Source organism: Streptomyces sp. NPDC051776 (genome assembly GCF_040681345.1).
Lineage (GTDB): Bacteria > Actinomycetota > Actinomycetes > Streptomycetales > Streptomycetaceae > Streptomyces.
Genome location: NZ_JBFAYQ010000054.1, coordinates 20,861 through 34,421 on the forward strand (window position 1 = coordinate 20,861; position 13,561 = coordinate 34,421).

11 protein-coding genes are annotated in these 13,561 nt (G+C 70.0%); 2 read left to right on the forward strand and 9 right to left on the reverse strand.

The window, feature by feature from the left end; genetic code table 11:
- Positions 1-150 precede the first annotated feature (150 nt).
- From AB0M26_RS28015 to AB0M26_RS28055, 9 genes are all read right to left on the reverse strand, one after another.
- Entirely contained in the window at positions 151-2,205 is a 2,055-nt protein-coding gene (locus AB0M26_RS28015; protein WP_365265210.1) for a hypothetical protein, read from the reverse strand.
- A 314-nt stretch (positions 2,206-2,519) separates the two neighbouring features.
- Positions 2,520-4,157 carry an FAD-dependent oxidoreductase gene (locus tag AB0M26_RS28020; RefSeq protein ID WP_365265212.1) on the reverse strand — a complete coding sequence of 546 codons (1,638 nt, stop codon included), beginning with the start codon at positions 4,155-4,157 and terminating at the stop codon, positions 2,520-2,522.
- A gap of 402 nt (positions 4,158-4,559) precedes the next feature.
- A complete protein-coding gene (locus AB0M26_RS28025) occupies positions 4,560-6,230 on the reverse strand; it encodes a DoxX family membrane protein (protein ID WP_365265214.1) in 1,671 nt (556 codons plus the stop codon).
- Between the two features lie 271 nt (positions 6,231-6,501).
- Entirely contained in the window at positions 6,502-7,470 is a 969-nt protein-coding gene (gene rlmB, locus AB0M26_RS28030) for a 23S rRNA (guanosine(2251)-2'-O)-methyltransferase RlmB (protein ID WP_365265216.1), read from the reverse strand.
- A gap of 170 nt (positions 7,471-7,640) precedes the next feature.
- On the reverse strand, positions 7,641-9,041 hold the full coding sequence (gene cysS / locus AB0M26_RS28035; RefSeq protein WP_365265218.1) for a cysteine--tRNA ligase: 1,401 nt from the start codon (positions 9,039-9,041) through the stop codon (positions 7,641-7,643).
- A 106-nt stretch (positions 9,042-9,147) separates the two neighbouring features.
- Entirely contained in the window at positions 9,148-9,552 is a 405-nt protein-coding gene (locus AB0M26_RS28040) for a PPOX class F420-dependent oxidoreductase (protein WP_365265222.1), read from the reverse strand.
- Positions 9,553-9,822: 270 nt separating this feature from the next.
- Positions 9,823-10,359: a 2-C-methyl-D-erythritol 2,4-cyclodiphosphate synthase gene (ispF, locus tag AB0M26_RS28045; RefSeq protein ID WP_365265224.1), complete on the reverse strand. Its 537-nt coding sequence runs from the start codon at positions 10,357-10,359 to the stop codon at positions 9,823-9,825.
- The gene (gene ispD, locus AB0M26_RS28050; RefSeq protein ID WP_365265226.1) at positions 10,349-11,122 is read right to left on the reverse strand and encodes a 2-C-methyl-D-erythritol 4-phosphate cytidylyltransferase; all 774 of its coding nucleotides are present in this window, start codon (positions 11,120-11,122) and stop codon (positions 10,349-10,351) included. Before ispD ends, ispF begins: the two co-directional genes overlap by 11 nt.
- A gap of 330 nt (positions 11,123-11,452) precedes the next feature.
- Entirely contained in the window at positions 11,453-11,935 is a 483-nt protein-coding gene (locus AB0M26_RS28055; RefSeq protein WP_003953493.1) for a CarD family transcriptional regulator, read from the reverse strand.
- A 367-nt stretch (positions 11,936-12,302) separates the two neighbouring features.
- On the opposite strand from AB0M26_RS28055, the gene AB0M26_RS28060 reads away from it, so the two are divergent.
- Together AB0M26_RS28060 and AB0M26_RS28065 are read left to right on the forward strand one after the other, a co-directional pair.
- Complete coding sequence (locus AB0M26_RS28060; protein ID WP_365265228.1) at positions 12,303-12,566, forward strand: hypothetical protein; 264 nt, start codon at positions 12,303-12,305, stop codon at positions 12,564-12,566.
- Between the two features lie 67 nt (positions 12,567-12,633).
- Positions 12,634-13,203 carry a DUF461 domain-containing protein gene (locus AB0M26_RS28065; RefSeq protein WP_365265230.1) on the forward strand — a complete coding sequence of 190 codons (570 nt, stop codon included), beginning with the start codon at positions 12,634-12,636 and terminating at the stop codon, positions 13,201-13,203.
- Positions 13,204-13,561 lie beyond the last annotated feature (358 nt).

The following is a 13,561-nucleotide window of genomic DNA, read 5'->3' on the forward strand; positions in this document are numbered from 1 at the left end:
GGACGGAAGATCGTCCGGGGCGTCCGGCATCGAGTGCCGCAACCCGTTCATCGAGCCGGGTGGGTCACGCTGTGCGGCCCACCAGCGTCCTCCCGGGGTCTGGCCCCCGCCGTACCGCACCGCAGCGGGCTGCGGCGGGGCTTGTCCGGCTCAGCGGTTGATCGTGCCGATGTTGGTGGAACGGTCGATGGCGACGCAGTGGGTCTGTGTGCGGCTGCCGGTGGTGGTGACGGTGAGGTTGTTGGAGTTGTTGCAGCTGTTGTTCTGCCGGCCTTCCTGGGCGGAGTTCTGCTGGAGCAGCTCCGCTGTGCTGGAGCCGCCCTGGGCCTGAGCTCCTCCGCCGATGTCCGCGGTGTGGAGGTTGGCGGAGTGATCCACTGTCTTGCAGCCCGTCCGCAACCGGCTGCCGCTCAAGTCGATCCCTTCAGCAGGGAGGTTGACGTTGTGGCAGGAGTTGTTCTGCCTGCCTTCCTGAGCGATGTTCTGCTGGCTCACCGCTGCGCCTGTGGCGGAGCCGCCCTCCGCGTGGGCGCCACCGCCCTTGACGAACGTCTTGCGGTTGAACGAAAAGTCCTTGTGCCCGCACCGCGCCTGCACCCGGCCCCCTGTCACTGTGAGGGTCGCGTCGTTGTCGAGGTTGTTGCAGTTGTTGTTCTGCCGCCCTTCTTGAGCGATGTTCTGCTGAAGCAGGTCGGCAGCGGTCGTGTTGGAGCCGCCTTCGGCTCGGGCGCCGCCGCCCTTGACGCGGGTGTGCTTGCTGAAGGAGCCGTCCTTGTTCCCGCAGCTGCCCTCCAACCGGTCACCGTCCACCTCGATGCCGACGAAGTTGCTGTTGTTGCAGGCGTTGTTCTGCCGCCCTTCTTGGGCAATGTTCTGCTGGAACATGTCATCGCCCGTGCTGGAGCCGCCTTCGGCTCGGGCGCCACCGCCCTTGATACGAGCGTGCTTGCTGAACGAGACGTCCTTGTTCCCACAACGCGTATCCAACCGACCACCCGTCACATCAATGTCCGAGAAGCCGTTGGGGTTGTTGCAGGCGTTGTTCTGCCGCCCCTCCTGCGCGATGTTCTGCTGGTCGACCTCGCCGATGGCGGAGCCGCCTTCGGCTCGGGCGCCACCGCCCTTGGTATGAGCGTGCTTGCTGAACGAGGCATCCTTGTTCCCACAACGCGTATCCACCCGACCACCGGACACATCGAGTGACGAGTCGGCGAAGTTGGGGCTGTCACAGCTGTTGTTCTGCCGGCCCTCCTGCGCGACGTTTTGCTGGAACAAGTTGTCGCCTGTGCTGGGGCCTCCTTCGGCTCGAGCACCACCGCCCTTGATGCGGGTGTGCTTGCTGAACGAGACATCCTTGTTCCCGCAACGCGTCTCCACCCGGCCCCCCGTCACTTCGTTGCGCGAGTCGGCGCCGAAGTTGTTGCAGGCGTTGTTCTGCCGCCCCTCCTGCGCGAAGTTCTGCTGGTTGACGCCTCCGCCTGTGCTGGAGCCGCCTTCGGCTCGGGCGCCACCGCCCTTGATACGAGCGTGCTTGCTGAACGAGGCATCCTTGTTCCCACAATGCGCCTCCACCCGGCCCCCCGTCACGGTGAGGTCCGCGATTCGATTGGGGTTGTCGCAGGCGTTGTTCTGCCGGCCCCCCTGCGCCACGTTCTGCTGGAACACATCGCTGCCTGTGCTGGAGCCGCCTTCGGCTCGAGCACCACCGCCCTTGATACGAGCGTGCTTGCTGAACGAGACGTCCTTGTTCCCACAATGCGCCTCCACCCGGCCGCCGTCCACGTCGAAGTCCGCGTCGTTTCGGTCGTGGCAGTTGTTGTTCTGCCTGCCGCGCTGGGCAGTGTTCTGCTGAAGCAGGCTCGAGGCCGACGTGCCGCCTTGGGCTTGGACGGGGCCGTCGTGGATGCGGGAGAACGCGGTCAGGGATCCGTCGCTGGTCACGCACCGGCCCGTCGCCCGGCCGGCGGTGAGCGACGGCTCCCGGATATTCATGTTGACGTTGTTGCAGTTGTTGTTCTGCCGCGAGGACTGCGCCATGTTCTGTTGGAAGACATCCCCAGCCGTGTCGGACCCTCCCGCAGCGCTCGCCTTCGCCTGGGCGTCAACGGGATCGGTCCCGGCGAACGCCGTCCCGGAACCCGCTGCCCCAAATCCACTCACTGCCAGAACCAGCATTGTGGCCGTCGCGATTCTGTTCATCCGCATCCCGGATCCTCCTTATGCCCATCAACGGCAAGCCATTTCCTTTCTGCTCAACTCAGCCTGGCCCTCCCGGTCATGGGCCTCTTCCCTCTCCTCACCCCAACAGCCCAGCCTGTTTTTCCGGAAACCCAAAGGGCTTTGAGGAATCCGTCGTCCGGCCCTGGCCGCGCGGGACACTCGGGTGCTTCCACGCGGTAAGTTCGAGGGGTTTTCCCATGACGGACGAACGCCCGGCGGCCCGACATCATCAATTGACATCTACGGGGTCGCCCATGCCCCCTGAGGTGTCATGGCAATGGCCCTGCGCCGGCAGGGGGTCAGCTCCCCAAATATTCGTGCACCAGACGAACTGCCGTGGCTCCATCGCCCACTGCCGAGGCGACGCGCTTGATCGAGCCCTTCCGTACGTCTCCCGCCGCGAATACGCCGGGCATGCTCGTCTCCAGTGGCATGGGGTCCCGGGGGAGGGGCCAGTGCGCCGGGCTCTCCTCACGGATCTCGCGGCCGGTCACCAGGTAACCCTGTCCGTCACGCGCGATGCTGTCCGGGAGCCACTGCGTGTGCGGTCTGCCGCCGATCATGATGAACAGCGCGGTTGCCGGAACCTGTTCGACGGTGCCCGCCGCGCAGTTTGCGAGTGTCAGGTGTTCCAGGCGCCCGTCGCCGCCACCGTCGATCACCTCCGTCCGATGACGGACGATGATGTTCGGGGTCGATTCGACGGCACGTACCAGATAGGCCGACGCCGACATCGCCAGGCCTTCTCCCCGGACGACCAGGGTGACCGTTCGAGCGTGCCTTGCCAGATGCAACGCGGCCTGACCGGCCGAGTTCCCGGCACCGACGATGAAGACATCCTGATCCCGCATCGCCCGGCTCTCGCCCACGGCCGTGCCGTAGAACACGCCGGACCCGATGAGGGCCTCCAGGCTCGGGACGCCGAGACGCCGCCAGTCGGCACCCGTGGCGATCAGCACCGCGAGCGCGTTCACCTCGGTACCGTCCAGCATGTGCGCCACGAGCCGGTCGCCGCAGCGTTCGAGCCCGACGACCTGTTGCGCGAATACGATGTGCGCGCCCATCAGCCACGCCTGTTCGCAGGTCTGCCCCATGAGGTCGCCGCCTGCAATGCCGTGAGGGAACCCCGGATAGTTCCTGATCATCGGGCTCGTCCCCGCCTGCCCACCCGAGAGGACCTTTTCGAGCAGCACGGTCTCCAGCCCTTCGGACGCCGCGTACACGGCCGCTGTCAGTCCGGCCGGTCCGGCACCGACGATGGCGACGTCGCAGACGTCCGTGTCGTTCGTGACGCTGACCCCGATCGCGCGCGCGAGATCGGGCATTTGCGGATCGACGAACGTCTGGCCGTCGTGGCGGATCACCACCGGAAGGTCCGACGTTTCGACGCCCGCCTCCCGCAGCAGAAGCCGTCCGGCCTCCTCCTCGGCCGGATAGACCGCGAACGGCATGCCGAAGCGGGCCATGACATCGCGCAGCCGCACCACGCGGCGGTCGCCCTTCCGCGCGACGACACGGAACAGCTCGAATTCCGGCTCCTGCTCACTCGCCCATGAGGACAGGAACTCGCTCACCGCGCGGTACAGCGTCTCGTCGTTCGCCCACGGCCGCACGATGTGGTAGTCGGCCCGGCCGAGCGCGATCGCCTGTACGGCCGGGCTCGTCGAGGAGTAGTCGCGATCCACCAGAAGCACACGCTTGGCTCGCGGACAGAGCTCATGCGCCCGTGCCAGGACGTCGATGCAGTGGTCGTCCACGAGCAGCAGTGCGACCGGTTCCTTGGCCTCCGCCAGTTCCTGCACCGTCGCCAGGGCGGCGTCCGGCGAACTCGCGCCCTTCACTGTGAATGCCCTGCCGAACCGTCGCCTGAGGTCGGCGAGCAACACCCGCAGCGAACTCGGGTCGTGATCCACCACGAACATGCACGGCAACGCCACGTCTACCAGCCTAATGCGGAGCCGGTGACACGTCCGCCTGCCACGGACGGGCTCCTCCCTTGGCTGCCCTCGTGGACCGAGGGCAGCCCTCGAACCCGGCAGGACGGCTCCGGGCCCAGGCCTTGAGCACTCCTTCGTTTCGCGAACCGCGCGAGGACAAGCCGGAGCACCGGCTCAACGCGGCGTCCTCTGTGGGGAATTGAGAGCACCCAAGCTGCTTGGTCTACACCAAGCCCGTCCAGGTGTAGACCAATTCTTGTGCCGTTACGCGGTCGGGATCGGCAGTACGCGTGCCCTCGGCGTCCCACTCGTACGCGCGTCCCACCCCGTACGCGACGACCGGCGCCGTCCCACGCCACTGCGCGGGACGGCGCCGGAAGAGGATGGCCGCGGCGTTCCGGATCAGCCCAGGAGGCCGCCGAGAGCGCCGTCGCCGCCCGAACCGCCGTCCGAGCCGCCGCCACCCGATCCGCCGTCGCCGCCCGGGCCGCCACCCGGGTTCGAGGAGCCGCCGCCGTTCGACGACGGCCCTGCCGTACGGCTCGGCGGGGGCGCGGGCGCTGCCGGCTGCTGGGCGACCCCGCTGCCGTTCTGACCGGACGGGGACTGGCCCGGCTGCTGCCCCGTGCCCGCGGTCCGGCTCTCCCGGGCCCCGTCGGGGCCTGTCGTGGCGCCTGACGAGGCGGACGGGCCGGCGCTACGGCTCGCCTCGGGCGAGCCGGTACCCGCCGACGTGGGCCCCTGCGAAGCCTTCTCCTCGCCCGGCTCCTGCGGCAGCGGCGAACCGGGAAGGTGGTTGCGCGGCGCGTCCGTCGGGCCCGGCACGGTCGTCATGTCGGCGGACCGTACGGCGCCGCCGAGCATCGACCCGACGAGCAGGGTCAGCCCGCCGACGACCGTGGCCATCAGGGTGCCGCGCCGGAGCACGCGGCGCCGCAGCTGCCAGATCGTGACGCGCGGACCGAGCCTGCGCCACGCCTCTCCGGCGAGCCGGGAGTCCATCGAATAGACGGGGGCGCCCGCGATCACCAACGGGCTCCACGCGGCGAGGTAGATGATGTCCGGCGCCTCGTACGCCGGTCCCGAGCTCCAGCTCACCGTGACCAGCAGCGCGGCCGAGAGCAGCGCCCCGACCGAGGCCGCGAGCCGCTGCCACAGGCCGAAGATCGTCAGCACACCGACGACGACCTGGAGGAAGGCGACGGTGAGCCCGGCGCCGACCGGATGGGCGACCGCGAAGTCCCGCAGCGGGGAGGCGACGGCCCAGGGCTCCAGACGGGAGAGCCAGGTAACCATCGAACCGCGGTCCCCGCCGTCGAAGTAGACGGGGTCGCACAGCTTGCCCATGCCCGCGTAGACGGAGATCAGTCCGAGGAAGATGCGCAGCGGGAGCAGGACGACGCCGAGGTTCATCCGGCGGCCCGGGTAGTAGGCGTGGCGGACGTTGTCCGCGTGGCGGCGGCCCCCGGGGCGCTCGTCCTCGGCGAACTCGGCGTCCTCCCAGTCGTCGTGGTCCGCGTACTCCTCGGCGTCCCGGTCCACGGGCGGGATCAGGCTGCCCGCCCGGTGCCCGGTCCGAGTTGGCCGGAGCACCGTGGTGTCGTCGTCGGCTTCCGGGAGGCGGGGCCTGATGACCGTTGGCGGCGGATCGTCGAAGTCGACCCGCGGCAGCACCTGCGTGGTGGCGCCCGCGTCCACACCGCCGGACTCCGTGCCGAGACCCACCCCGGAGTTCCGCACCGCCTGCAGGAGCCGGCCCGCGGCGGGGTCGCCCGGCTCCGTACGGCCGCTCCACACCACCGGACTGCGGCGCTTGGCGGCGGCGCCGATGGCGGCGGGGGTACGGGGCCTGGCGCCTGCGGGCAGCGCACCGGCGAACAGCGCGGTGTCCACGAGCGTTCGTCTGCCGCTCGCGACCTGCACCGGCGTGGCGAGCTGCACTCGGAAGCTCGCGTGGTTGACGATGACCTGAGCCGGGTCGCACGGCACCTTCACCGTGCTCAGCGCAGGCTCGGCGTCGAATCCTGGCGAGCGTCCCCCCATAGGGCGGGGTGTTCTGGTGTCCACGCTCATCTAACCGAGTGACCCGCGTTAAGGACACTGCCTTGACCGCGCCGATCTGTCCGAGGCCCGTCAAGACCCTCTTCCCGCGCCCCGGGTGCCGCTCCCAGTGCAGGTGGGGGGAGCACGGGGACGGAACACCCAGGCGCCGCTTCCCTGTTCACCCCGTACGCCGTCACCCTGCAAGGGGACGCCGAAAGGGGCCCTGCCCCATGGACAGAGCCCCTTGCCCGCGGACCTATGGCGTCGGTCCCGCCCCGCCCCATGGGCCGGGCCGGCCCGGTTACGCCCTGCGGCGCGCCGCCTCGTACAGCACAACTCCCGCTGCCACACCGGCGTTCAGCGATTCGGCACCGCCCGGCATGGGGATGCGGACGCGCAGATCACAGTTCTCGCCGACCAGCCGCGACAGGCCCTTGCCCTCGCTGCCCACGACGACCACGACCGGACCGTCCAGCACCTCCAGGTCCTGCAGTTCGACCTCGCCGTCCGCCGCCAAGCCGACGACCGTCACCCCGGCCTTCCGGTACGCCTCGAGCGCGCGCGTCAGATTCGTGGCACGCGCCACCGGCGTACGCGCCGCCGTGCCCGCGGACGTCTTCCAGGCGCCCGCCGTCATCCCCGCGGCCCGCCGCTCCGGGACGACCACACCGTGGCCGCCGAAGGCGCAGACGGAGCGGACGACCGCGCCGAGGTTGCGGGGGTCGGTGACGCCGTCGAGGGCGACGATCAGCGGGTCCTCGCCGGCGTCGAAGGCGGCCGCGGTCAGGTCGTCCGGATGCGCGTACTCGTACGGCGGGACCTGCAGGACCATCCCCTGGTGGTTCAGGCCGTTGGTCATCCGGTCCAGCTCGGGCTTCGGAGCCTCCATGAGCGCGATGCCGCCACTGCCGTGCGCCCCGCGGTCGGCCGCCAGCTTCAGCGCCTCCCGCACCCGGTCGTCGTTGTCGATGAACTGCTGGACGTAGAGGGTGTTCGCCGGTACACCCTCGCGCAGTGCCTCGAGAACCGGGTTGCGGCCGACGACCAGCTCAGCGGTGCCCTTGGCGCCTCCGCGGCGCGGGGCCGGGCGCCGGGCGGCCTGCTTGGTCCTGGCGGCCGCGGCACGCTGCCTGGCGTGCCCCTTGCGCATCTCGGCGGGCGGGGTGGGCCCCTTGCCCTCGAGAGCGCGACGCCGCTTGCCGCCGCTGCCGACCGTCGCGCCCTTCTTGGACGACGTGCGGCGGTTCCTGCGCTGGCTGTTACCCGCCATGCGTCACCAAACTCTTTCCTGCGGGCACGCGCGGACGGCGCGTGCCGGGCGTACGTACGTATTCGGACAGTGTGCCGCGCACGGGGCGCGGACGGGTCGGGCGGACGGGGTCCCCGGCCGGAAGCGATGCCCTGCCGCAGGCGATGTCCGGCGGGGACGGGGCGGACGCCTCAGCGCGGGCCGAGCTCCCAGCGCGGTCCCGACGGGGTGTCCTCGATGACCAGCCCCGACTGCTGCAGCTCGTCGCGGATCGCGTCCGCCGTCGCGTAGTCCTTGCGGGACCGTGCGGCCTGACGCTGGTCCAGCACCAGTCTCACCAGGGAGTCCACCACACCGTGGAGGTCCTCGCCGCGGCCGGGGCCGCCCGTCCACTGCTCGTCGAGCGGGTCGAGGCCGAGCACCCCGAGCATCGCACGGACCTCGGCGAGCCCTGCGACGGCCGCCTCCTTGTCGTCGGCGGTCAGCGCGGAGTTCCCCTGGCGCACGGTCGTGTGGATGACGGCGAGCGCCTGCGGGACGCCCAAGTCGTCGTCCATCGCCTCGGCGAAGGCCCGGGGCACCTCGGGCGCGGGGTCCACCGGGCCGCCCGCCTTCTCGACGACCCGCTGCATGAAGCCCTCGATACGCGCGAAGGCGGACTCGGCCTCGAGCAGGGCCTCCTCGCTGTACTCGATCATCGAGCGGTAGTGCGGGGTGCCGAGGTAGTAGCGCAGCACGATGGGGCGCCACCTCTTGACCATCTCGCCGACGAGCACCGAGTTCCCCAGCGACTTGCTCATCTTCTCGCCGCTCATGGTGACCCAGCCGTTGTGCATCCAGTACGCGGCGAAGTCGTCACCGTAGGCCTTGGCCTGGGCGATCTCGTTCTCGTGGTGCGGGAAGACGAGGTCGACACCGCCGCCGTGGATGTCGAAGGCGGACCCGAGGTACTTGTGCGCCATCGCCGAGCACTCCAGGTGCCAGCCGGGACGGCCGCGCCCCCACGGGGTCTCCCAGCTCGGCTCCCCAGGCCTGGCGGCCTTCCACATCGCGAAGTCGCGCGGGTCGCGCTTGCCGGTCTCGCCCTCGCCCTCCGGCTGGCGGAGGTTCTCCAGCTCCTGGTTGGAGAGCCGGAGGTACTCGGGAAAGGACTTCACGTCGAAGTAGACGTTGCCGTCGGCGGCGTAGGCGTGGCCCCGGTCGATCAGGACGCGCATCATGTCGACCATCTCGGGGATGTGGCCGGTGGCGCGCGGCTCGTAGGTGGGCGGCAGGCAGCCGAGCACGTTGTAGCCGTAGTTGAAGGCGCGCTCGTTGCGGTAGCCGATCGACCACCACGGCTCGCCGGTCTCCTCGGACTTCACGAGGATCTTGTCGTCGATGTCCGTGACGTTCCGGATGAAGGTGACGTCGTAGCCGCGGTGGACGAACCAACGGCGCAGGATGTCGAAGTTGAGGTAGCTCCGGACGTGCCCGATGTGCGGGGCGGCCTGCACGGTCGCACCGCACAGGTAGATCGAGACACAGCCCGGCCGAAGCGGGGCGAAGTCACGGATCTGCCGGGCGCTGGTGTCGTACAGGCGAATGGTCACGCATCAAGAGTAGTGCGCCGCGGGCAGTGCCCCGCGCCTGCCGGGGCGCGGGGCACACGGATGCGGTACGGGCGCGGGGCCACCGGTCGACACCGACCCGCCCGGCTCAGATGCTGCCGACGACCTTGCGCGGGGTGATCCGCACGACGACGCGCGGGGCGTCCTCGGACGAGGCCGGATTGAACTCGGCGTACGGCTTGCCGGCGTACTTCAGCGACAAGTCGTCGATCAGTTCGGCCTTGGGGTCGTCGGTGAGGGTGGCGGTGCCGCGGATCTCGGCGTACGTGTACGGGGCGTCGGCCGGGTTGACCAGGACGGTGACCCGCGGGTCGCGGCGGATGTTCCGCTCCTTGCGGCGGCCGACGGTGGTGGAGATCAGGAGGTCGTCGCCCTCGCGCTTCACCCACACGACGGAGAGCTGGGGGCTGCCGTCGGGCTGGATGGTGGCCAGGGTGACGAAGACCGGCTGGTCGAGGAGATTTCCGAGTTCGTCGGAGAGCGCGTGTGCCACGGTCGGTCCTTCCGGGTGCGGACGGGTACTTACGGGTCGGGTGAGGCGATAGCTCTCAACTACCCGTCGGCCCGGCTTCATTCCCGGTGCGCGTGCCCATCCAGGTGAGGAAGCGCGGCACACCGGGTCCCGGAGCGCGTGCGGCCCCTCGGACATCGGCGGCGGCTCCCGCGCGGCCAGGACCGGGGCAGGCCGGTCCCGCGCCAGCCGGTCTGGGTGGGCCGGTCCCGCGCGGACCGGTCATGGGACGGGCCGTCATGGACAGGCCGGTCATGGGGGTGGCTCCCGGCGGGTGCCGGGAGGCTGGGCGCGGCGGTAGACCAGGGCGGTGGCGATGGCGGCCAGGCCTTCGGCACGGCCGGTGAGGCCGAGGCCGTCGGTCGTGGTGCCGGAGACCGACACAGGCGCGCCGACGGCCGCGGAGAGCGCCTTCTGCGCCTCCTCCCGGCGCTTGCCGATCTTGGGCCGGACACCGATCACCTGGATCGCCACATTGCCGATCCCGAAGCCGGCGTCCCGTACGATCCGGACAGCCTCTGTGAGAAGAGTCACACCGGAGGCGCCGGACCATTCGGGCCGGTCCGTGCCGAAGTGCGCGCCGAGGTCACCGAGACCTGCCGCGGAGAACAACGCGTCGCAGGCGGCGTGTGCGGCCACGTCACCGTCGGAGTGCCCGGCCAGCCCGTACTCGGCGTCCTCCCACAGCAGCCCCGCGCACCACAGCTCACGGCCCTCCTCGAAGGCGTGCACATCGGTGCCGATGCCCGTCAGCGGCAGGAGCGGATGCTCGGAGGACTCAGAAGCCATCGGTGGCCCTCCTGCGGGCGAGTACGGCCTCGGCCAGGACGAGGTCCAGGGGCCTGGTCACCTTGAAAGCCTCCTCGTGGCCCGGCACCACCACGACCGGGATGCCGAGCCGCTCGACCATCCCCGCATCGTCCGTGGCCCCCTCGCCCTCCAGAGCGACCTTCTCGTGTGCCTCGACGAGCATGGCGCGGTCAAAGCCCTGCGGGGTCTGCACGGCGCGCAGGAGGGCGCGCTCGGGCGTCCCGGTGACGGGCTCCGGCTCGCCCCCCGACCGCGGCTGGACCTGCTTGACAGTGTCGGCCAGTGGCAGGGCGGGGACGACCGCCGGGGCACCGTCCCGTACGGCCGCGGCCACCGCGTCGACGGTGTCGACGGGCACGAGCGGGCGGGCGGCGTCGTGCACGAGCACGATGCCGATGTCGTCGGGAAGCGCCGCGAGACCGAGCCGTACGGACTCCTGGCGGGTCTCGCCGCCGGGCACGACGAGCACGTCAGTGGTCCCTGGCAGGGCGTGGTCGCCTAGGAGGTTGCGGACCTCGGCCGCCCCGTCGGAGGGCGCGACCACGACGACGAGGGAGACGGCACGTGAGCGGGCCATGGCCCGTACCGCGTGCACCAGCATCGGGGTGCCGCTCAGAGTGCGCAGCGCTTTGGGGGCGCCGGGGCCGAGGCGGACTCCGCGCCCCGCGGCCGGAATCACCGCGGCGGTACGGGTGTTGTTCGGGCTGCCGGAGCGTCCCGCGGGACGCGGCGTCTCGGACATTGGTTGCGCGTTCAGGTTTGTTTCCTCGGCCGGATTGGGTATGGCCTCAGCGTGCCGGGCGCGATGCCCCGACCAGTCCCTTCCGTGACAACTGGTCCGGGGGCCCCGCCAGCGGTCGCTGGGGGAGAGTTGCCCGGGCCCGGCACGCTTGTCCACAAGGGCGGCGCGCTCATGCTGCCGCACACATGCCGCAGCGCCCGGCGACGGACTTTCGTCACCCGGGCACCGCGGCATAGACACACCAGCTGTCACGTCGGCGTCGATCCACCCCGGAAGAGCTTCCGGGCCGGCGGCCGACGGAGCGACGGACCTGCGGGGCGGGTCAGCGCGTCAGGACGCGAGGACCTCGTCGAGCAGAGCCTCTGCCTTGTCCTCGTTGGTGTTCTCCGCGAGGGCGAGCTCGCTCACCAGAATTTGCCGGGCCTTGGCGAGCATGCGCTTCTCACCTGCGGAAAGCCCGCGCTCCCGCTCACGGCGCCACAGGTCGCGCACAACCTCCGCAACCTTGATCACGTCACCGGACGCGAGCTTCTCGAGATTTGCCTTGTAGCGGCGGGACCAGTTGGTCGGCTCTTCCGCATACGGCGCACGCAGCACCTCGAAGACCCGGTCCAGCCCGTCCTGTCCGACCACATCGCGCACGCCGACGAACTCCGCATTGTCCGCTGGCACACGAACCGTCAGGTCGCCTTGGGCGACCTTCAGCACCAAGTAGGTCTTGTCCACGCCTTTGATCTGGCGAGTTTCGATGGCCTCGATCAGCGCGGCCCCGTGATGGGGATAGACCACGGTGTCGCCAACCTTGAACGTCATGTGACAGGTACCCCTTCCGTGGCTATCCAGAGTAACACGGGAACGGCGCGTTCTGAATGGCGTTTTCGCAGGTCAGGGCATATCTCGGGGCTTGACAACAACGCCTGGAACGTGCTGCGGGTCTTCTCAGGAAGCGGGAATTCGCAGGTCGGAGCGGCTGTGGCGGCAGGGTGAAACATCGCGGTTACCCACCTTGCGGGCCCCGTAAGACAGGTCGAACGTCCCGGTTTGCCGGAGTCCAGGTGGCTGACTTCCACTACTCCAATCGGATCCTTCGGGCCCGGTTCGACACGTTCCGCGAATTGATCACCGTGTTGACGGCGACGGGGATCCGCGACATGCATCCGGGACACCCGGCGCGGCGTTCATGGCGGTGTTCACCGAGGTGTTCGGCGCCGCGTTCATCCGGGTGTTCAACGAGGTGTTCATCGGGGTGTTCCTCGCGGGCGCCGGACGGAGAACGGGATGGTCCGCGCCGGTCAATGCTGATCAATTCCGGCGGCTTCCCGGATTCGCCCGGATAATCGCCCGGACAGGTGTCCGGTGGATTTTCCGCCGACAGCCCCTGAAGGGGGCGAATGGCGCCGGGGCGGGTCGGGTGCGGAGCCGGAAGGACGGCTCGGTAACCTAAGCCCGCTGACAAGCCCTTGGGGCGGTTTCGAGCCGCCCCTCCCGTCGTCCAAGGAGTTGCCGCCGCCGTGAGCCGCAGCATCCGACGCGGCGCTCTCGCCGCCACTGCTATCGCCTTCTCCCTCGCCGCGCTGACCGCCTGCGGGGCCGGGAACTCGGCCTCGACGCTGCAGGTCAAGCCGGACAACGCAGCGACACACATCGGCGACATCAAGATCCAGAACGCGAATGTGATCACCCAGCCCGAGGGCACCGAGGGCTCGGCCGTCATCGCCGCCAAGATCTTCAACAACGGCGACAAGGACCAGGTCCTGAAGTCGGTGACCGTCGAGGGTTCGAAGGAGAAGGTGAAGCTCTCCCCCGCCAAGGGAACCGGACCGCTTACGGTCCCGGCCGGCGGCGCCCTGATCCTGGGCGGCGAGGGCAACCCGTCCGCGGTCATGGCCACTGGCAGCGAGTCCATGCGGGACGGCGACGTCCAGAACGTCGTCTTCGACCTGAGCGAGACCGGCGAGGTCAAGCTCCAGGCCTTCGTCGTGCCCGCGACGCGATACTTCGAGGGATTTGGTCCCACGGCCGTACCAACCCCTTCGCGCTCGGCGAGCGCCACCACCTCGCCGGGGGCCGGCGAGGACTAGAAAGGCGAGGACACCGCGTCGGAGGACGAGCTGAACGGCGACGGCGCCGGGACGCAGCAGTCCCCCGGCGCCGAGGCGTCCGCGAACAGCGGTCACGCGACGGGCGGTTCCTCCGCGGACCACTGATCGGGCATCGCTGACCGCGGATCAGTGAACGGGCATCGCTGACCGCCCGTCACCGGGCCTCCCGTGGACGGCCCGTCACCGACCGCCGGCACGCTGCCGCGCTCTGCGGGACGGCGCGGCCGAGTACATCCCATTCGAATCGAGTAGGAGGGCCGGGTCGCCCGGCCCTCCTCTCACACCACCGGACATGCGGGCCCGCATCCGGCGGTTCACCGAGCTGATCTCAACCGTT